Annotated in this window: 18 protein-coding genes; 5 read left to right on the top strand and 13 right to left on the bottom strand. The window is 67.7% G+C overall.

Going from position 1 to position 19944, the window contains the following annotated elements:
* Nucleotides 1–54 precede the first annotated feature (54 nt).
* The 3 genes from Rhe02_RS12530 to Rhe02_RS12540 are packed head-to-tail and all read right to left on the bottom strand — an operon-like array spanning nucleotide 55 to nucleotide 3991.
* Nucleotides 55–2250 (bottom strand): [protein-PII] uridylyltransferase, encoded by a 2196-nt coding sequence (locus tag Rhe02_RS12530; protein ID WP_203908342.1) that lies wholly within the window; start codon nucleotides 2248–2250, stop codon nucleotides 55–57.
* Nucleotides 2213–2551: a P-II family nitrogen regulator gene (locus tag Rhe02_RS12535; protein ID WP_203908501.1), complete on the bottom strand. Its 339-nt coding sequence runs from the start codon at nucleotides 2549–2551 to the stop codon at nucleotides 2213–2215. The genes Rhe02_RS12530 and Rhe02_RS12535 overlap by 38 nt, the downstream gene beginning before the upstream one ends.
* 24 nt (nucleotides 2552–2575) lie before the next feature.
* A complete protein-coding gene (locus Rhe02_RS12540) occupies nucleotides 2576–3991 on the bottom strand; it encodes an ammonium transporter (RefSeq protein WP_203908343.1) in 1416 nt (471 codons plus the stop codon).
* Nucleotides 3992–4183: 192 nt separating this feature from the next.
* Here Rhe02_RS12540 and Rhe02_RS12545 point away from each other — a divergent pair, with 192 nt between their 5' ends.
* On the top strand, nucleotides 4184–5725 hold the full coding sequence (locus Rhe02_RS12545) for a S8 family peptidase (protein ID WP_203908344.1): 1542 nt from the start codon (nucleotides 4184–4186) through the stop codon (nucleotides 5723–5725).
* On the opposite strand, the gene Rhe02_RS12550 is transcribed toward Rhe02_RS12545, so the two are convergent.
* On the bottom strand, nucleotides 5722–6513 hold the full coding sequence (locus Rhe02_RS12550; protein ID WP_203908345.1) for an aminoglycoside phosphotransferase family protein: 792 nt from the start codon (nucleotides 6511–6513) through the stop codon (nucleotides 5722–5724). The two genes, Rhe02_RS12545 and Rhe02_RS12550, sit on opposite strands and share 4 nt — an antisense overlap.
* Nucleotides 6510–7955: a signal recognition particle-docking protein FtsY gene (ftsY, locus tag Rhe02_RS12555; RefSeq protein WP_203908346.1), complete on the bottom strand. Its 1446-nt coding sequence runs from the start codon at nucleotides 7953–7955 to the stop codon at nucleotides 6510–6512. The genes Rhe02_RS12550 and ftsY overlap by 4 nt, the downstream gene beginning before the upstream one ends.
* Nucleotides 7956–8020: 65 nt before the next feature.
* Between ftsY and Rhe02_RS12560 the strand changes: the two genes are divergently transcribed.
* Entirely contained in the window at nucleotides 8021–9523 is a 1503-nt protein-coding gene (locus Rhe02_RS12560) for an alkaline phosphatase D family protein (protein WP_239123734.1), read from the top strand.
* Here Rhe02_RS12560 and Rhe02_RS12565 read toward each other — a convergent pair.
* From Rhe02_RS12565 to Rhe02_RS12575, 3 genes are all read right to left on the bottom strand, one after another.
* Nucleotides 9492–10103: an HAD family hydrolase gene (locus tag Rhe02_RS12565; protein WP_203908348.1), complete on the bottom strand. Its 612-nt coding sequence runs from the start codon at nucleotides 10101–10103 to the stop codon at nucleotides 9492–9494. The two genes, Rhe02_RS12560 and Rhe02_RS12565, sit on opposite strands and share 32 nt — an antisense overlap.
* Nucleotides 10100–13654 carry a chromosome segregation protein SMC gene (smc, locus tag Rhe02_RS12570; RefSeq protein WP_203908349.1) on the bottom strand — a complete coding sequence of 1185 codons (3555 nt, stop codon included), beginning with the start codon at nucleotides 13652–13654 and terminating at the stop codon, nucleotides 10100–10102. Before smc ends, Rhe02_RS12565 begins: the two co-directional genes overlap by 4 nt.
* A 153-nt stretch (nucleotides 13655–13807) precedes the next feature.
* Nucleotides 13808–14011 carry a hypothetical protein gene (locus Rhe02_RS12575; RefSeq protein WP_203908350.1) on the bottom strand — a complete coding sequence of 68 codons (204 nt, stop codon included), beginning with the start codon at nucleotides 14009–14011 and terminating at the stop codon, nucleotides 13808–13810.
* A gap of 450 nt (nucleotides 14012–14461) precedes the next feature.
* On the opposite strand from Rhe02_RS12575, the gene Rhe02_RS12580 reads away from it, so the two are divergent.
* From Rhe02_RS12580 to Rhe02_RS12590, 3 genes are read left to right on the top strand one after another with little or no spacing between them, the layout of a single operon-like run.
* On the top strand, nucleotides 14462–14839 hold the full coding sequence (locus Rhe02_RS12580; RefSeq protein ID WP_203908351.1) for a CAP domain-containing protein: 378 nt from the start codon (nucleotides 14462–14464) through the stop codon (nucleotides 14837–14839).
* A gap of 43 nt (nucleotides 14840–14882) precedes the next feature.
* Nucleotides 14883–15500 carry a spherulation-specific family 4 protein gene (locus Rhe02_RS12585; RefSeq protein ID WP_203908352.1) on the top strand — a complete coding sequence of 206 codons (618 nt, stop codon included), beginning with the start codon at nucleotides 14883–14885 and terminating at the stop codon, nucleotides 15498–15500.
* On the top strand, nucleotides 15497–15850 hold the full coding sequence (locus Rhe02_RS12590; protein ID WP_203908353.1) for a hypothetical protein: 354 nt from the start codon (nucleotides 15497–15499) through the stop codon (nucleotides 15848–15850). Before Rhe02_RS12585 ends, Rhe02_RS12590 begins: the two co-directional genes overlap by 4 nt.
* On the opposite strand, the gene mutM is transcribed toward Rhe02_RS12590, so the two are convergent.
* The 5 genes from mutM to Rhe02_RS12615 all read right to left on the bottom strand — a co-directional run bounded on the left by mutM (nucleotide 15828) and on the right by Rhe02_RS12615 (nucleotide 19915).
* Entirely contained in the window at nucleotides 15828–16667 is an 840-nt protein-coding gene (gene mutM, locus Rhe02_RS12595; protein WP_203908354.1) for a bifunctional DNA-formamidopyrimidine glycosylase/DNA-(apurinic or apyrimidinic site) lyase, read from the bottom strand. The two genes, Rhe02_RS12590 and mutM, sit on opposite strands and share 23 nt — an antisense overlap.
* Nucleotides 16668–16680: 13 nt before the next feature.
* On the bottom strand, nucleotides 16681–18384 hold the full coding sequence (locus tag Rhe02_RS12600; protein ID WP_203908355.1) for a glycosyltransferase family protein: 1704 nt from the start codon (nucleotides 18382–18384) through the stop codon (nucleotides 16681–16683).
* Nucleotides 18381–19106 (bottom strand): ribonuclease III, encoded by a 726-nt coding sequence (gene rnc / locus Rhe02_RS12605; RefSeq protein ID WP_203908356.1) that lies wholly within the window; start codon nucleotides 19104–19106, stop codon nucleotides 18381–18383. Before rnc ends, Rhe02_RS12600 begins: the two co-directional genes overlap by 4 nt.
* A 63-nt stretch (nucleotides 19107–19169) precedes the next feature.
* Entirely contained in the window at nucleotides 19170–19343 is a 174-nt protein-coding gene (rpmF, locus tag Rhe02_RS12610) for a 50S ribosomal protein L32 (protein WP_203908357.1), read from the bottom strand.
* 5 nt (nucleotides 19344–19348) lie between these two features.
* Nucleotides 19349–19915, bottom strand: coding sequence for a YceD family protein (locus tag Rhe02_RS12615; RefSeq protein ID WP_203908358.1), 567 nt, complete (start codon nucleotides 19913–19915; stop codon nucleotides 19349–19351).
* Between the last annotated feature and the right edge of the window lie 29 nt (nucleotides 19916–19944).

Raw genomic sequence — 19944 nt, forward strand, 5'->3', positions numbered from 1 at the left:
CAGGGGCAGGCGGCAGGGGCAGGTGGCAGGCGGGAGGGGTGCGGGGTGAGGTGGTTAGGAGGCGGCGGTGAGGACGGCCTTTTCGATTTCGGCGGGGTCGAAGTTGCCGGTGAGGTAGAAGGCATCGACCACGTCGGCGCCGAGGGTGGAAACGCGGGCCAGGCGGACGTCGACGCCGAGGGCGGCCAGCGCGGAGGCGACCCGGTAGAGCAGACCGGGGGCATCGGAGGCGCGCAGCTCTAACAGGTCGGTGGCGGCCCAGATGACGCGAGGGGGCACAGTGGCGGGACGGCGCGCGCCAATGCCCAGGCGCGGGGAGACCGCGAACTGGTTGAGCGCGACCCGGCGCAGGTCGGCGGCGAGCAGCTGGCGGTCGAGGGAAGCGCCGAAACGGGACGTGACAGCGCATTCGATAACGGCACGGTCGTCGAGCGAGACGCTGTTGACGGCCACGATCTCGAGGCGGTGGGTGGCTAGGCAGCCGGCCATTCCGGCGAGCAGACCGACCCTGTCCGGGGCGGCCATGGCCACCCAGTCGTCGGCGACCTGAATCACCGGCAGCGCGCCATTGGTGAGCGCGTCGGAGGGATCGTTGCGCATCTCGGGCGCGGTGCCGCCGAGGGCGGACCGGATCCGCTTCACGAGCTGATCGATGAGCCTGCCCTTCCACGACGACCAGGCCGCCGGGCCGGTCGCGGCGGCGTCCGCGCGGGCGAGCATGTGCAGGATCTCCAAAGTCGCGACACTGCCAATGTTGCGCGCGGCGTCGGCGATGACGAAGGGGTCATCGAGGTCGCGTCTGGTGGCCACCTCGGGCAGCAGGAGGTGATTGCGCACCACCGAGGAGATGGTGGCGGCATCGGCCGGCGGCAGACCGATGTCGGTGGCTATGGCGGCGGCGATAGGCGCGCCCACCACGCTGTGATCACCGGGCAGACCCTTGCCGACGTCGTGCAGAAGCGCCCCCAGCACCAGCAGATCGGGACGCGACACCTCACGGGTCCAGCGGGCCGCGTTCGCCGCGGCCTGTACCAGATGTCTGTCCAACGTGTACTGATGGACCGGGTGGTGCTGCGGGGTGCCGCGCAGCCGGGTCCACTGCGGGAGCCATTGCCCGGTCAGGCCGAACCGGTCGCAGGACTCCCAAGTGGCCACGAGCGCAGGCCCGGAACCCACCAGGGAAAGGAAAGCGTTACGCGCCGAGGAAGGCCACGGCACAGGCAACGGCTGGCCAAAACGCACCAGCCACTCCAGCGTGGAACGGGCGATCGGCATCTGCGCCTGAGCGGCCGCCGCCGCAACCCGAAGCGACAGTGAGGGATCGGGCCGCGGCCCGATGGCGGCGCGGGCGAGGACGACCTCCCCGTCCAGCGCGACCACGTCCCGGGCCAGCGGATGCCGCTTGGGGGCGGCCTTGCCGACCCGCAGCTGAGAACGCCAGCGCTGCACGGAACGCCACGAGTCGGTGAGGGTCCAGGAAATGGTGCGCGCGTCAAGACCGATGCGGCGCAACAGGGTGTCGCCGTCGGGCAGGCCGAGCAGGGTCGCCACCGGATCGCGTTCCTGGGCGCGCAACCGATCGGCGCGCCGGCCAACGCTGACATGGAGGGCATCGCGGCAATCGAACAGGCGGGAAGCAGCGGCCCGCACCGCGGGCGGCATCGCCTCGGCCACCCCGGCCAGGCCTATCCCGCGCAGCACGGCCACATCCCGAAGTCCGCCTTCGGCTTCCTTCAAATCGCCTTCGAGCAGATAGGCGAGCTCGCCATGCGCCCGATGCCGCTCCTCGCACAGCTCGCGCAGCTTGCTGAGCTGACGCGGGCCGGTGCGGCGCCACATGTCGTGCGCGGCCCGGGCCAGCTGCTCGGCCAAGAGCCGGTCTCCGGCGATCGGGCGGGCATCGAGCAGACCGAGGGCCACCTTGACGTCGTCGTGTGCCGCGTCGAGGGACTCGGCGATGGTGCGCGTGGAGTGGTCCAGGCCGAGTTTGGCGTCCCAGATCGGGTACCAGAGAGCGGCCGCCAGCTCGTCCACCCCGGTCACCCCGTTATGGAGCAGGATCAGGTCGAGGTCACCGAAGGGCGAACATTCGCGGCGGCCCAGCCCGCCCACGGCCACCAGCGCGATGCCGGGCCGGGTGGGAAACAGGCCGGACAGCCAAGCGTCGAGCGCGGCGGCCCGGGAAGCCCGTGCCGCCGCACCGATGTTCGCTTCAGAGCGCGTCGAGGCCGCGCTCGCCTGTGCGAACACGAATCACCTCAGACACCTCGGTGACCCACACCTTGCCATCACCGATCTTGCCCGTCCGGGCGGCGGTAACGATGGAGTCGACGACCTTCTCCACGTCCAGCTCGTCCGTGACAACCTCGATGCGGATCTTCGGCAGGAATTCCACCGTGTACTCGGCGCCCCGGTACACCTCGGTGTGGCCCTTCTGCCTTCCGTATCCCTGGACCTCGCTCACGGTCATCCCGGCAACACCCATGGCGTGCAGGGCTTCCTTGACCGCGTCCAACTGATACGGCTTTACCACTGCGGTTACCAGCTTCATTGAAAGCCCTTCCATTCGTGGACTCTAACCGCTGACCTTTGCCGGCTCTGCTTCTTCTTCGGTCTCGGCGGGCGCGGCGGCTTTGCTGCCACCGATCCCGGCTAGGGCGAAGGCGCCCTGGCTGCCACTGCTTCCGGTCGCCGGCGAGTAGTCGTAGGCGCTCTCAGCGTGTTCCGCGACATCGATGCCCTCGATCTCGGCCTGCGCCGAGGTACGGAACCCGATCGTCCACTTGATAAGCAGGGCCAGTATTGCGGCGATCGCGAACGAGTAGACCGAAACTATGCCGCTGCCCATCGCCTGGCGGCCAAGCTGCGTAACTCCGCCACCATAGAACAGACCGTTGCTTGCCCCAAGGATGGCGGGGTCGGTGATCCACGAGTTCACCGCGTCGGTGGCGAACAAGCCGATCGACAGGGACCCGATCCACCCACCTACGAAGTGAACGCCGACGACGTCGAGCGAGTCGTCGTAGCCGAGCTTGTACTTCAGGCTGACGGCGAGGGCACAGAGCCCACCCGCGACGAAGCCGATGAGCACCGATGCCAGCGGCGAGACGAAGCCACAAGCCGGCGTGATGGCGACCAGACCGGCAACCGCACCGGAGGAGGCGCCCACCAGGGTCGGCTTGCCGTCGCGGATCTTCTCGATGAGGATCCAGCCGAGCAGCGCGGCGGCCGTGGCGACCTGGGTGTTCACGAAGACCACACCGGTCAGGGCGTCAGCGGTCAGCTCCGAACCGGCGTTGAAACCGAACCAGCCGAACCAGAGCAGGGCCGCGCCGAGCGCGACGAACGGAACGTTGTGCGGCTTGAAGGTCTCCTTCGGCCAGCCAAGCCGTTTGCCGACCACGATGGCGACAGCGAGCGCTGCGGCACCCGCGTTGATGTGCACCGCGGTTCCACCTGCGAAGTCCAGCGCGTGGATCTTCGCGCCGATGAAGCCACCGCCCCATACCCAGTGCGCGACCGGTACGTAGACCAGCGTGAACCAGCCGGTCGCGAAGACGAGCCAGCCGGCGAACTTCGCCCGGTCGGAGAGCGCACCGCTGATGAGCGCCACGGTGATGATGGCGAACATCATCTGGAACACCAGGAACACATAGGTCGGGATTCCGGTCGACGCGCCTCCGGCGAACCAGAACTCGCCCGGGAATGTCTTGGTCCCGAGGTATTGGGTGAAGCTGCCGATGTAACTCTGCAGCGTCGCATCCTCGTTCACCCCGAACGCGAACGAGAAGCCATAGAGCAGCCACAGCACCGAGACGAGACCGATGGTGGCGAAGCTCATCATCATCATGTTCAGCACGCTCTTGGACCGGTTGAGGCCGCCATAGAAGAAGGCCAGACCGGGCGTCATCAACAGCACGAGCGCGGACGATACGAGCAGCCAGGTGGTGTTCCCGGTGTCGACCGTTAGAGGCTCATCAAGGAGCAGCACGCTGCCCTCCCTCAATTCCTATGAGACGGAATACCAGCTGCGCTGCTGGTTGAAGTGGGAGCATTCATGTCCGGTGTTTCGCGCAATGGTCCTGCCCGGTTTCAGCCGCGTCACGATCTGTTTCAGACATGTGAACAAACCTTCACCACGGGTGAACTTCTCGGGCCTAGATCGACACATTACGATGTGTAGATGAGAATCACACGTCTAGTCGGGCGCGCCATCGTAGCGCTCGCCATGACCTCGACCGCTGTTGCTATCAGCACCAGCGCGTCGGCGGCTGGAGACCCCCAGATCCTCTCGGCGGGCGGCCCCACGGCCGTCGCAAACAGTTACCTCGTCGTCCTGAAGGACACCCGGACTCCGGTACGCGAAACCGCGCAGCGACTGGCCCCCGGCAAGATCGGGTCAGTCTGGGAGCACGCCGTGCGGGGCTTCTCGGTGACCGCGAGCCAGACCCAGGCGTTGCAGATCGCCGCCGATCCGGCCGTCGCGTTCGTCGAGCAGAACCACACCGTGCACCTGACAGACACGCAGCCCAACCCGCCATCATGGGGTCTGGACCGCATCGACCAGCGCAACCTGCCGCTGGACCAGTCGTACACCTACCCGAACACAGCCAGCAACGTGCACGCCTACATCATCGACACCGGCATCCGAATTACGCACACCAACTTCGGCGGCCGGGCCAGCTATGGCGCAGATTTCATCGACAACGATGCGATCGCCGATGACTGCCACGGGCACGGCACCCACGTCGCCGGTACCACCGGCGGCAGCACCTTCGGCGTGGCCAAGGGCGTCCAGCTGGTCGCCGTCCGCGTGCTCGACTGTGCCGGCAGCGGCACCTTCCAGCAGGTCATCGACGGCGTGAACTGGGTGACGGCCAACGCGGTCAAGCCGGCCGTGGCCAACATGAGCCTCGGCGGCGCGGGCACCAACGCCACCCTCGAGGCAGCGGTGACCGCGTCCATCAACTCGGGCGTGGTCTTCGCGCTCGCGGCGGGCAACTCCAGCAGCGACGCGTGCAACTTCACCCCGGCGCGTACCCCGGCCGCGATCACCGTCGGCGCTACCGACATCACCGACACCCGCGCTTCGTTCTCCAACTTCGGCGCGTGTCTGGACCTCTTCGGGCCCGGCGTCAACATCACCTCGTCGTGGAACCTCAGCGACACCGCCACCAACACGATCAGCGGCACCTCCATGGCCTCCCCGCACGTAGCGGGGGCCGCCGCGCTGATCCTGGGGGCGAACCCGACCTTCACCGCACAACAGGTACGCGACGCGATGGTCGCCGCCGCCACCCCGGCCAAGGTCATCAACCCCGGCGCGGGCTCGCCGAACCTGCTCCTCTTCGTCGGCGCGGGCGGCCCTCCGCCGACCTGCACCCCGGTCACCAACGGCACCGACGTGGCCATCCCCGACAACAACGTCTGGGTCACCAGCAGCATCACCATCAGCAGCTGCCCCGGCAACGCGAAAGCGGCGTCCACCGTCGAGGTGCACATCGCGCACCTGAACCGCGGTGACCTCGCCATCCAGTTGCAGGCGCCGGACGGGACCCGCTACCAGCTCAAGTCCCGCAGCAACGACACCGGCGACAACCTGGACACCACCTACACGGTGAACCTCAGCAGCGAGGTCGCCAACGGCACCTGGATCCTCCGAGTCCGCGACCGCCGAGCCAACGGCATCGCCGGCACCCTGACCTCCTGGACGTTGGGGGTCTAACGCAAAGCGTGCTCGAAGGTGTATCGCTCGTAATCGATTAGCCGTAAGTCGCGGAGGGGTCGGCGTAGGTGTCCTTTTTGGACGATGCGCACGAACGCCGGCTCCCCCGCGTTGGCCAGCCTTCTGATGCCCTCGACGTGATCCACTATCCGCTTCCGGATGGTACGGACCAGGCGATGCCGGTCACGCGGGATCAAGCCGTAGGCGTCGGCGAACAGGCGCAGCCGTCGCGGCCTGTCCGGCCGGTGCCAACCCAGGGTTATCGAGTCTCGGTCGCTGAATATGGGTACCCACGTCCAAGCGGCATAAGCCACGTCATAGATCCTCGATCCGGGCGAGGCGAGATCAAAGTCGATCATCGCCAGCGTGCCATCGGGTCGCCAGATCACGTTGTGCGGGGCCGCGTCGTGATGACAAATGATCTCCGAGTCGGGCGGCGGCGGGCCGAACGACCGCCAGACCGCACCCGGTGGCGTCCGGAAGCCGGCCTGGGCGTCGTGATACATCCGCAGCATCGTGGCGACCGTGACCAGGGCTTCGTCGGTGACCCAGTGCGCGGCCAGCGGGTACTCGCCGCACTCGCCCGGAACGAAGGAAAGCACTTCCCGCCCGCGCTCGTCCATCCCGAGCGCCTTGGGCGAGCCGGTGAAACCGCTGTACTCCAGGTGACGCAGCAACGCGTGCACGGTCGGGGTCCACGGGCCCGCGTTTCGGCGAACCGTCTCCCCGACCCTGACGACGGTGCTGACGTTCCCGCCGCGCAGCGGGATCTCCTGATGCACTGTCACTCGTCACCCAGAAGGGCGTTGACGAACGCGTGAACGTCAAAGGGAGCCAAGTCGTCGGGGCCCTCCCCGAGACCGACCAGCTTCACCGGGATTCCCAGCGCCTGCTGCACCGCGATGACGATACCGCCTTTGGCCGTTCCGTCCAATTTGGTGAGAACTACACCGGTCACGTTCGCCACCTCGGTGAAGACCTTGGCCTGCGAAAGCCCGTTTTGTCCCGCGGTCGCGTCGAGGATGAGCAGCGTTTCGGAGATCGGCCCGTGCTTCTCCACCACGCGCTTGATCTTGCCTAGCTCGTCCATGAGCCCGACCTTGTTCTGCAACCGGCCGGCGGTGTCTACCAGAACCGTATCCACACCGCTCTCGATACCCTTCTTCACGGCATCGAACGCGACCGCGGCCGGATCCGCTCCCTCGGCTCCGCGCACCACTTCGGCGCCGACCCGGCTCGCCCAGGTGGACAGCTGCTCGGCGGCGGCGGCGCGGAAGGTGTCGGCCGCGCCGAAGACGACACTGTGGCCATCCGCGATGAGCACGCGGCCGATCTTGCCGCAGGTGGTGGTCTTGCCCGCGCCGTTCACGCCCACGATCAGGATCACCGCGGGTTTGCCGTCGACCGGGCTCGCCTTGAGCGATCGGTCCAGCGACGGATCCAGCGCGGTGGTCAGCTCCTCGGACAGCAGGGCGCGCAGCTGCTTGGTGGTCCCGGTGCCCAGGACCCGGGTGCGCTCGCGGAGCTTGGCCACGATGTCAGCCGTCGCCTTCACCCCGACGTCGGCGCCGATCAGGCTCTCCTCCACCTCGTCCCACGCGTCGTCATCGAGCTTGTCGCGGGAGAGAACGGCGAGCAGACCCTTGCCGAAGACGTTCTGCGACCGGGCCAGGCGGGCGCGCAACCGTACCAGCCGCCCCGCGGTCGGGGCCGGCTGCTCAACCTCCGGCTCAACCGGCACCTCAACCGGCGGCGCGACCTTCTCCACCGGCGGAACAACCGGCGGGGCCTTCGGCGCGGCAGGCGGCGCCTTCTCGACCGGAGGAACAACCGGCGGAGCCTTCTCCACCGGAGGTGCAGCCTTCTCCACCGGCTTGGCGGGCGGCGCTTTCTCAACCGGAGGAACAACCGGCGGAGCCTTCTCCACCGGAGGTGCAGCCTTTTCGACCGGCGGAACGGCCGGTGGGGCCTTCTCGACCGGCTTGGTGGGCGGGGCCTTCACCGCCGGTTTGGTCGGCGGCGCCTTTTTCACCGGCGGGGCACTGGGTGGCGCCTTCTCGACCGGCTTGGCGGGTGGGGCTTTGCGCACCTGCGGCGGCTTGGTCTGCGTCGTCTTCTCCGCGGGGGGTGGCGGCAGCTGCTGACGCCTGGTTCGCTGCGCGACAACGAAGCCCACGCCTCCGAGCACCAGCACCGCGAGAATCGAGAGAATGACGACCAGTGGTTCCATGCCTCGCATCCTCTCAAACCGAGACCCCGTCGCATCGCCTCCTACCCATAGCGCAGGATGTGCATGTGGCGAAGCTCATCCTTGGTCCGCTGCTCCGCAGGGTCACCGACCACCAGGCAGTTCTCTGGATGACCACCGACGAGCCGGCTACGGTCACCGTTTACGCCGGTTCGGCTTCGGTCACCTCGCCAACCTTCGAGGTCGAGGGTTCACATGTGGCGCACTTGGTGCTGACAGATCTGCCCGAAAGGCCGACCCCCTATCAGGTTCAGGTCGACGGGGTGGAGGTTTGGCCCGAGCCGGGCTGGCCGCCCTCGATGATCACAGCTGGGCAGAGAGCTGATGCCACACTCGCCTTCGGCTCCTGCCGCGAGCAGCGCCCGTTCGGGGTGGACGCGCTGGAGGCCTACGCCCGTCGCGCGCTGAAGGGTGCGCCGTTGCCCGATCTGCTTGCCCTCATCGGTGATCAGATCTACGCCGACGAGCTGCCCGAGGAAACCCAGCGCTGGCTCGCCGCGCGGGACAGGCCCGGCCACTACCCACCCGACCAGGTGGTCCGCTTCCCCGAGTACGCCCACCTGTATCGGAAGGCGTGGTCGCAGCCGCAGGTGCGGTGGCTGCTGTCCACGGTGCCGACCGTAATGATCTTCGATGATCACGAGATCATGGATGACTGGAACTCGTCGGCGAGCTGGCTGGCCGACATCCAGACCCGGCCGTGGTGGGAGGAGCGGATCCGGGCCGGGCTCACCTCCTACTGGATCTATCAGCACCTCGGCAACATGACCCCGCAGGAGCTTGCGGCCGATCCCGTTTGGCAGCGCCTGCAAAGCGACGGCAAGGTCGAGATCCCGCCCGGCTATCGGTGGAGCTATCGGCTCGACCTGGGCCGTACCCGCATGATCGTTTTGGATTGCCGGGCAAACAGGGTGCTGGACGAACCGGTGCGGCGCATGTTCCCGCAGAGCGAGTGGGACTGGCTGGCGCAGGAGGCGGACGCCGACTGCGATCATCTGGTGCTGGCGTGCTCGCTGCCGTGGCTGCTGGCGCCGGCGATCCATCACGCCCAGGCGGTGATGGAGGTGGCTTCGCGCCGATACGGTGGCGTGGTCGAGAAGCTGCGCCGGCGCATCGATCTGGAGCACTGGTCGGCGGTGGGCCACTCCTTCGGCGAGCTGACCACGCTCATCCAAGGCCTCCAGAAACCGCGCTCCATCAGCGTTCTCGGCGGCGACGTGCACCACTCCTACGTGGCTGAGGCGACTCTGCCCGGCCGCGACAACGTCTACCAGATCACCTGCTCGCCGCTGAACAACGACGTGAGCGGCGTGATGAAATTCGGGCTGCGGGCCGGTTGGTGGCGCGGGCTTTCCGGGCCGGGCAGCATTGTGGCGCGGCTGGCCCGAATCCCCAAGGACACCATCAAATGGAAGGTGCTCACCAAGCCGCCCTATTTCGGCAATGCCATTGCCACGCTGAGCTTTCGCGGCGACGAGGCGACGGTGTTACTCGAGTGCACCGACGCACAGGGCGACTTCAGGAAGGTGATCCAGCACCGGCTTGCATGACGGCCCGCAGGTAGGGCAGCACCGAGCGATCCGTCCAGCGGGTCGCGGCAAGCCCGGCCGCCCTGGCGCCCATCACGTTTCGATCGCTGTCGTCGACAAAGAAACATTCTCTGGCGGGTACGGACAGCGCCTCGCACGCCGCCGCGAAGAACTCGCGCATCGGCTTGTACACACCGATCTCGGCCGAGGAGAGCACGGCATCGAACTCGTGCTCCAAGCCGAACAGGGTCAGGTCGGCGCGGAAGTCGTCGGTCGCATTCGATGCCAGCCCAACGGGTTTGCCGCTCGAGCGCACCTCGCGGACGAAGGCCAGCACCTCGTCGTCGATGAACCCGCGGTACGAATCCCACTCGGTCAGCGCTTCCCGCGGCGCACCGGTCGCCTCCGCGATGGAGTCGAGCCATTGCGCCCGGGTCCACTGTCCGGTGACCGCGGGCACGTAGCGACTGTGCTCCATGCCCGCGGTGAAGAACGCCCCCGCTTCCAGGCCGTAGCGCGGCTCGACCTCATAGGGCCGGTCGTAACCCTGCACCACGCCGTTGAAGTCGATCAGAAGTGCGCGCGGCTTTACCCGCTTCACACCATCTCCTCGACGGAGTTGTTGAGCCGCTGGCTGATCACCTCGGTGACACCGCTGCGCATGGTGACGCCGTAGAGCGCGTCGGCGACCTCCATGGTGCGCTTCTGGTGCGTGATGATGATCAGCTGGCTGCGCGCCCGCAGCTCGGAGAAGAGGGTGATGAGCCGGCCCAGGTTGACGTCGTCAAGGGCCGCCTCCACCTCGTCCATGATGTAGAAGGGCGAAGGGCGGGCGCGGAAAATCGCGCACAGCATGGCCACCGCGGTCAGCGAGCGCTCGCCACCCGAAAGCAGCGACAGCCGCTTGATCTTCTTGCCCGGCGGGCGTGCCTCGACGTCGATTCCGGTGGTCAGCATGTTGTCCGGGTCGGTGAGGATCAGCTTGCCCTCGCCACCCGGGAACAGGATCGGGAAGACGATCTCGAACTCGCGCGCGGTGTCGGCGAACGCGGTCGTGAAGACCTCCAGAATCCGGTCATCCACGTCCTTGACCACCGTGAGCAGGTCCCGGCGGGTGGCCTTGAGGTCTTCGAGCTGGTCGGAGAGGAACTTGTACCTCTCCTCGAGCGCGGCGAACTCCTCCAGCGCCAGCGGGTTCACCTTGCCCAGCAGGGCGAGGTCACGCTCGGCCTTGGCGGCGCGTTTCTCCTGGATCAGGCGGTCGAACGGCTCGGACCACTCGGAGTAGTCCTCGCCGGCTTCGCCGCCCTGCACCAGGGGCACCGGAACGGTGGGGCCGTATTCGCCCAGCAGTGTCTCGACATCGAGCGAAAACTCTTCCGCCGCACGGGTTTCCAGCTGCTCGATGCGCATCCGCTGTTCCGCGCGGGCCACCTCGTCGCGGTGCACCTCGGTGGTGAGCCGGTTGAGGTCGTCGCCGAGCCGCTTGGCCCCGGCGCGCACCTCCGCCAGCTCCGCCTCGCGTTGCGTGCGCAGCGCGGCCAGCTCGTCACGGGTTTCCGCGGCCCTGTCCAGCGCGGCGGTCAGCCTGACGATGATCTGCCTTGTCCCGACCTCGACCGCTTTGGCCACGGCCGCTCCCCGCTCGCGGGCGAGCTTGCGGGCCGCGGCGCGCTCCTGCGTCGCCCGCTCCGCCGCCGCCTGGCGCACCAGGGAATCGGCGCGACCCGCGATCGAGGAGACCCGCTCTTCGGCAGTGCGCACGGCGAGGCGGACCTCGACCTCGTTCTGCCGGGCCTGGGGAACCATGGCGGCGAGCTGGTCTCTTTCCTCTGTGGACGGTTCCTCGTCCACTTCGGTCGCCTCGGCCAGTATCAACCGCTCTTCCAGCTCGGTGAGCCGGAACAGGTCTTCTTCGCGGGAGGCGTTGGCTTTGTCCCGCGCGGCCAGCAGTCGCTGCGCCTCGCCCTGGGCCGACCTCGCCGCCGCGCCCAGCTCGGCAAGCCGCCGCGCTGCCGCGTTGCGCTCGCCTTCGGCTGCACGCTTCGCCGCTGCCGCGCTGTCGACGATCCTCTTGCACCGGTCGACCTGCTGCCGCGCCTCGACGAGCTCCTCGCCCAGCGAGCCCATCATTTCCTCGGCGGCCAGCCGCTGTGCTTTGGCCTCGTCTACGGCCGCCTTGATCTCGATGAAGCTGGAGGCCTTGGCCGAGCCGCCGGAGGCGGTGAACGCGCCGATCAGATCGCCTTCGCGGGTGACCGCCCGCACCGATGGGTGCTGGCCGACCAAAGCCGTGGCGGCGTTGAGGTCTGCCACCACCACAACATCGCGCAGCGCGTGCGTCACGGCGTGCTGCAGCTGCTCCTCGCAGCGCACCACGTCGAGCGCCCACTTGGCTTCCTCGGGCAGGGCCACTTCGAGCCGCGATTGCGGCCGCGAGCTGCCCACGATCAATGAGGCGCGGCCCGCGTCCTGGATGCGCAGCATCCGCATGGCCTCAGCCGCTTCGTCCACACCGGAGACCGCGACCGCGTCGGCGAGCCCGCCCAGCGCGGCGGCCATGGCGGCCTCGTAACCGGGGGACACCCGCAGCATCGAGGCCAGGCTGCCCAGCACGCCTGGCACCTCGCCGGCCTTGGCGATCAGTGCGCCCGCGCCGTCCTTGCGCTGCAAGCCAAGCGCGAGGGCGTCCTCGCGGGCCTTCCAGCCGGTGGCCTCCTTCTCGGCCGCCCTTTCCGCGTCGGTCAGCCGGCGCAGCTCGGTGTTGGCCTCGTCGAGCTGCTCGACAGCTTCCGCGTGGGCCTCGTCGAGCTCGGCGTTGTCGCGGTCGGCCTCGGAGGTCTGCTCGGCCACCGCATCCAGCTGGATCTGGGCCGCTTCCGCCCGCTCCGCGGCGTCGCCGTAGGCGCTGGAAAGCCTCTCGATCTCCTCGGCGGCCGTCGCCACCCGCGCGTTGGCCGCGTTGACCTGGCCGGTGAGCTTGGCCAGGCCCTCGCGCCGATCGGCGATCGCTTTGACCGCGGCGACCAGCGCTTTCTCCGCACCCGCCAGCTGGCGTTCCAGCTCTTGGCGGTGTGACACGGCCTCGCCCAGGCGACCCTGGTCGGCCTCGAGGGCGGCCCGCAGCGCGGTCTCCTCCTGGCGCACGCGCTCGGCATCGGCTTCCAGCTGGGCCGGGTCACGACCCGGCCGCTCCTCCTGGATCGCCGACAGGTGGCGCTGACGCTCGGCGGCGAGCTGTGCCGTGGAGCGGAAACGCTCTTGGAGCGCGGAAAGCTTGTACCAGAGCTCCTGCGCCGCGGTGAGCGCCGGCGCGTCGAACGCGTGCTGCTCCTCGAGCTCGCGCAGGCGCTCGCTGATCTCCGCAAAGTCCCGCTCGACCTGGGTGCGGCGCTCACGCACCGCGGCCTCGTCGGCGATCTCCTTGTCGAGGGTCTCCCGCAGCGTGAACAGGTCGTCGGCCAGCAAACGCAGACGCGCGTCGCGCAGACTGGATTGGATGGTGGCCGCCCGCCTCGCCACCTCGGCCTGCTTACCCAGCGGCTTGAGCTGGCGGCGAAGCTCGGCGGTGAGGTCGGTGACGCGGTTGAGGTTGGCCTGCATCGCGTCGAGTTTGCGCAGCGCCTTTTCCTTGCGCTTGCGGTGTTTGAGCACGCCGGCAGCTTCTTCGATGAACCCGCGGCGCTCCTCGGGCTTGGCGTGCAGGATCTCGTCGAGCTTGCCCTGGCCGACGATGACGTGCATTTCGCGGCCGATGCCGGAGTCGCTGAGCAGCTCCTGAATGTCAAGAAGCCGACAGTGGTCCCCGTTGATCTCGTACTCGCTCTCACCGGAGCGGAACATCCGGCGGGTGATCGAGACTTCGGTGTAGTCGATTGGCAGCGCGCCATCAGTGTTATCGATGGTCAGAGTGACCTCGGCTCGGCCCAGCGGGGCGCGCCCCGAGGTGCCGGCGAAGATCACGTCTTCCATCTTGCCGCCGCGCAGCGCCTTGGCACCCTGTTCTCCAAGCACCCAGGCGATGGCATCGACGACGTTGGACTTGCCGGAGCCGTTCGGGCCCACCACGCAGGTGATACCGGGCTCCAGCTTCATCGTTGTCGCGGACGCAAAGGACTTGAATCCTTTGACCGTCAGGCTCTTCAGGTACACAGGTCTCCGATTGGGGGTGGGTGGTTCCGTCGAATCGGTCTACCCGCAACGTACATGAAGCATCCGAAACGCAAAGGAAGCGCGCCGCCACGGCAGTGGAGGCGCGCAATAGGTCAGGTGCTATTTAGGTGGAATTCGGACTTTAGATCACTATCAGGTCAGGGCCGGCTCGGGCAGGCGGAGGAACTCATCCACCTCACTCGCGGCTGCCGCCGCGGCCGCCAACCGATCATTGTCCGCCCGGAGACGGGTGACCTCGAATTCCAGTGCCCGCACCGTGGCACGCAACCGAGTGACCTCGTCGAGCATGCGCCGGTCCGGCGCAGCCGCAACGTGGCCGTAGAGGGCCTTCGCCATATCTTCTCCTTTTGAAGCGCAGCCGGATTACCAGCAAACGCGCGCCCACTGTCTCGTCCCGAAACCTGCTGGCCCCTACTGTCAATCGGAGCACTACAGACGTGGTCGGGCGCGACTGGCGACAGGTCCATCCTCCGCCGATTCGGTCATAACGTCAAGTTGCCTAGCAGCATTGACCTGGATAAGGTCATTTTCGTGCAAGGTAGACATCGCGCCCCCAAGCGAATGGTATTTTACGTTTTAGCCTTGGGGGGCACGCTATTTACCATGCTCGGCGCCGGCATAACGATCCTCGGCGCCAGCTCAACAGGCGTCGACCGGGGCACCACCGTGACCATTATCACGACCTCCGAGTCGCCCCTCGCCTCAGCTGCCCCTAGCGAATCGGCTGCTCCGCTTCTTCTCTCCCCAAGCGCGATCGCCTCCCCGAGTCCAGACAGGATCACCTCGATGGAGGACACCGTCACCGCGCTGATCAACAAAAAGCGGGAAGGCACCTGCAACAGTCCGCTGCGGACAGACGAGCGGCTGCGCAAGGCCGCCCGTGCCCACAGCGCGGACATGGCCAAAAAGGACTACTTCAGCCACGTGAGCCAAGACGGCAGCAGTTTTGTCGACCGGATCGCCCGGACGGGGTACCCAAGAGGCAGCGCGGCCAGCGAAAACATCGCCGTTGGCTACACCTCGGCCAAGGCCGTGGTGGACGGCTGGATGAACAGCGAAGGCCACCGCAAGAACATCATGAACTGCGCTTCCAAGGCGGTAGGGGTGGGTCTTGCCTACCGCGGCAACACGCCGTACTGGACCCAGGACTTCGGACGGTCGTAAATCCGACACTTACGCGAGTAACGAATCGATCGTTGTACAGAGCGTGACGCCGCTGCTCTCGCTGCACCATCACCCGTTCACCCACCCCGAGACCTGGGACACCATCGAGGTGGCCGGGGTCGGCTCGATCGTCCTGCTGAACATCGCCGCCGGGCCGGGCAGTGGGCTGGACCCGACCTGGACCACCGCCACCCAGCGTCTGGTACGCGCCGGGGCAGGCCTCATCGGCTACGTGGACCTGGCTTTCGGTGCCCGCGCCGTGGAGCAGGTCAAGGCCGAACTCGGCCGCTGGGCCGGCTACCCGGTCCGCGGGATCTTCTTCGACCAGGCACCGACGAGTCCATATTCGATCGGGCCGGTGGCCACCGCGGTACGCGCCGCGCGGCGCATCGGTTTCGACACTCTTCTGGTCAACCCGGGCCGGCCCACCGACTCCATCTATCGCGGACTCGGTGCCGTGCTGTGCACCTTTGAGGGGCCGTGGGAGGAGTACAAGCGGGGAACCGTTGAGGGGGTTCGGCCCGGCGATGCGCACCTGGTGCACTCGGTGCCGACAGACCAGATCGGGGTAGCGCACGAGCTGATGCGCGGCCGCGGCGCCCGCTTCGGTCTGGCCACCGTCGAGTCTTCGCTGCAGGCCATGCATCTGGCCACGGTGTGAAACTCGTCGCCTTCGCCTTCGGATTCGTGCTGGCCTCCTGCACGGTCGCGCCACCTCGCTGGTACGAGGCCACCGACTCCACGGCCCAGCGACCCGACCTGGACTGGGGCCACACCGTTCTGCTCCTGGATCCGATGACCACCGATCTATCCACAGTGGACGATCTGCACGGTCAGCGCAAACGAGCCGTGTGCAAGGTCGGTGCCGACGAACGGGACGCGATGCTGCAACTGTGCCGGGACAAGGGTTTCGACGCGGTCAGCTTCGTGCCGGACACCGCTTCCGATCAGCTGCGCAGGCGGGCCAGGCAACTGCGGCTGCCCGTGCTCACCGCTCCCGCTGGCACTTAGGGCAGAAGAAGGACGACCGGTTCATGAAGGTCGACCGTTTGATGGCCGTCCCGCACCGCGGGCACGGCTCCCCCTCCCGGCCGTAGGCGTTGAGCCCGCGCTCGAAATAGCCCGACTCGCCGTTCACGTTGACGTAGAGCGCGTCGAAACTGGTGCCACCGGCCGTAATCGCCTCACCGAGAACTTCCTTCACGTGGGCCAGCAAGCGTTGCGCGGCCGGCCGGGAAAGCTCGTCGCTGGGCCGATTGCCGTGGATTTTGGCCCGCCACAAGGCTTCGTCGGCGTAGATGTTGCCGACCCCGGAGATCAGGGTCTGGTCGAGCAGGGCGCGTTTCACCGCTGTCCTGCGGCCGCTCAGCCGGACGAGGAAATCCTTGTCCACAAACGATTCTTCCAACGGATCCTTGCCGATGTGCGCGATCTCCTGAGGCAATTCCGCGCCGCCGACGGAAACGGCGAGCCCGCCGAAGGTGCGCTGGTCGATGAAGCGCAACTGGGGACCTTTGTCGGTGAAGTCGAAGCGGATGTGCAGATGCTTCTCCAGCGGCGCGGTGACCGGCTGCACCAGCATCTGCCCCGACATGCCCAGGTGGCCGACGATCGCGTCACCGCTGTCCAGCGGGAGCCACAGGTACTTTCCCCGGCGCCGGGTGCTGATGATGGTGCGCCCGGCCAGCACGCGCTCGAAGTCCTTGGGCCCGGCCACATGGCGGCGCACGGCCCGGGGATGGCCCACCTTCACCTTCGCGATGGTTCGGCCAACGACCCATCGCTCCAGCCCCACGCGGACCGTCTCCACCTCCGGCAACTCCGGCACTGCCACCCTCCGCCTAGATCGTGAACGGCCAGATGCTGATCATGTAAGCACCGAACCAAAGCCCAAAAGCCGACCATAGCGCCAGCACGGCGATGGCTGTCCGGCGTGGGGCGGCCGCGAGGGCTCGTGCCAACGGAATGCACGCCAACAGGAGGACCGGCACCAGAAGGCGCGGTTTGGAGTGCCAATAGCCCGCCTGCCCGATCACCAGCCCCATCGCGACAAAGCCGTAGACGATCAGCGGCACCCACACCCGCTCGACGATCGCGACCAGGCACAGCACGAACGTGCCCAGGATCAGCCACGCCGTCACCATCTCCACCATGCCATTTACCCCGCGCAGCGTCTCCAGCAGGAAGGTCGCCACGCTCGCGCCGCCGTCGAAGGTGCTCCCCCAGCCGGCGGTCTGCACCTTGAACCAGGCGTCCCACTCGCCCACCCGCCAGCCCACCCAGAGCACGAAGACCGGCCCGGCGAGCAGGGTCAGCGCGGCGGCGACCCAGGCTTGCACGAGCTCGGCTCGGGTCACCCGCCCCTTGGCCGCGAAGGTCGCCTTGCGGGTGGCGATGACCTTGCTGGCCGCACCCGATCCGGTCCGCTCGGCGGCCAGGCTCAGCAGCCCGCCGACAGCGCCTTCGCCCGGCAGCCCCAGCGCCCGCCACTCGCCGGTCGGAGTCCCGAACCCGCCGCTCGGCGCCCCAAGCGTCGCGCCCGCCCCGCCCGGCCGTGCCGGACCAGCGCTGGCCCTTCCCACCGCCGACGGCGTATCAGGTGCTCCGGCACCCAGCACCCGCCATTGCCCGGTGCCACGGGTCAACGCTCCCCGAGCCACCCCGGCCACGGCTCCCCTGGCCTCGCTCGCAGACTCATCGTCATCATCATCGTCGTAGTCATCGTCATCATCGGCTCGGCCGGAGGAGCTCGCGGCGGGCGCGGACAGGCGGGAGGTGAAGGTCTCGCGGGAAAATCCAGCGGCAAGTGTCTGGCCGGAACCGCCACCCGGGCTGCCGGGTTCGGCCCCAGCCCCCGGGGCGGCCGCGGCTTGCGACCGGGTGGGGATGATGGGTGCCGCCAGCTGGGCGGGAAGCCCCTGGGCCTTTTCCATCCGCCAGAGCAGGAAGGCGGCGACGGCCAGGGCCAGGCCGACCGCGACCCCGGTGGGACGGGTCAGGCCCGCGGCCACCCCGGTGAGCGCGGCGAGCCACCACAGCCGCTGGTACGCGGCGAGCATCGTTCCCGCGACGAGCGCCAGGAAGAGCGACTCGGTGTAGCCCATGTTCAGCACCACGGCCATCGGCTGGGTGCAGACGAGCACCATGAGCATCATGCCGACCGGGCGTGACCAGATGGCCACCCCCAGCAGGTAGATCAGCAGCGCCGCCACCAGGCCGGCGACCCCCGCCACAAGCAGGGAAGCGTAACCGGGCTGGACTCCGAGCGCGATTACTCCCCGTACCAAGGCAGGAAAGAGCGGAAAGAAGGCAAAGCCGTTGCCGACACGGACACCGTCGTCGTCATAGGAGTATCCGTCGGGGTATCCGTGCATGGCGACGTTGAGGAACCAGTCGCCGTCCCAGATCAGCAGGCGATCGACCACCCGCTCGCCGTCAATGGTCAATGCGGCGACAAGCAGCAGCTGAAGGGCGCGCAACAGCACGGCCGTCAGCACGACCATCCCGGCGAAGCGCAGCCCGCCCGCGCGACGCCACAGACTCATTCTTCGCTTGCTTCCGGATGTTCAGAATCCATGGCGCGACTGGACAACGCCCGCCAAGCCTCCTCGGCTGCACGCTGCTCGGCCTCCTTTTTGGAGCGCCCCGCCGCGCCACCGAAGCGCTCGCCGCCGGCGACAGCCCAGGCGGTGAACATCTTGGCGTGATCTGGACCCTGTTCTTCGATGACGTACTCCGGCACGCCCCAGGCATGTTTGGCGGTCAGCTCCTGGAGGCTGGTCTTCCAGTCCAAGCCCGCGCCGCGCCGCGCCGACTCGGCCATCAGCGGGTCGAAAAGCTTGCGAATGACCTCGGTCACCCGCTCGATGCCGTGCTCAAGGTAGATCGCACCGAGCAGAGCCTCGAACGTGTCGGCCAGAATCGAATCCTTGTCCCGGCCCCCGGTCAGCTCCTCGCCGCGGCCGAGCAGCAGGTGCGGCCCGATGCCCCCGGAGCCCAGCGAGCGAGCCACGCCGGCCAGGGCGCGCGCGTTGACCACGCTGGCCCGCAGCTTGGCGAGCTTGCCCTCGGCCAGGGTCGGGTGGTTGTCATAGAGAGTGGCGGTGATCACCAGACCCAGCACGGCATCACCGAGAAACTCGAGACGTTCGTTGGTCGGAAGCCCACCGTGCTCATAGGCGTAGGACCGATGCGTCAAGGCCCGCTCAAGCAGGTCAGGCTTGAGAGAAACGCCGAAAGCGTCAGTCAGATCGTCGTCTTTAGACACCGCAACCACCCCTCACTGGTCGGAGGGGTGGTTGACAGGCGCGGCGCCACCGAAGTCTATGAACTAGACGGCAAGGATCTGGCGGCCGTTGTAGGTGCCACACACACCGCACGCGGCGTGGGGCAACTTGGCCGACTTGCACTGCGGGCAGGGAACGGTGGCCACAGCGGTGACCTTCCACTGTGCCCGACGGTGGCGGGTGTTGCTGCGCGACATCTTTCGCTTCGGGACAGGCACTGTTCCTACTCCTCAGTGTTCTCAGTTAACTTGCTCAGGGCCGCCCAGCGCGGGTCGACCTGCTCGTGGGTGTGCCCCTTCGGCAGCTCGTCCCAGCGCACCCCGCACTCGGGGCACAACCCTGGGCAGTCTTCGCGGCACAGCGGGTTCACCGGCAATGCCAGCACCACCGCGTCGCGCAGAGCCGGTTCCAGGTCGATCAGATCGCCCTGCATCCGGCCGACTTCGTCTTCGTCGGTGGTCTCGTCCGTGGTGCTGTTCTCGTACGCGAACAGCTCCTGGACCGGTACAGCCAACTCTTCGTTGATCGCAGTCAGGCAGCGACCGCACTCCCCAACCAGCGGACCACTGATGGTCCCGGTGACGAGCACGCCCTCCGACACCGACTGCAGCCGCAGATCGAGGCTCAGGTCAGCGCCCTGTGGAACGCCGATCATCTCCACGCCGAGGTCCTCCGGCGCCGGAACAACCCGGTTGAGCGCACGCATCGCCCCAGGGCGACGCGGGAGTTCCCGCGTGTCGAGGACCAAAGGCGCCCGTGGGTCGAGGTGTTTCATCGAGTGTTGCGGCATGGCGAAACTCCGGCGCAAGAATTTGGCCG

Origin of the sequence: Rhizocola hellebori, assembly GCF_016862955.1 — a bacterium.
Taxonomy (GTDB): Bacteria; Actinomycetota; Actinomycetes; order Mycobacteriales; family Micromonosporaceae; genus Rhizocola; species Rhizocola hellebori.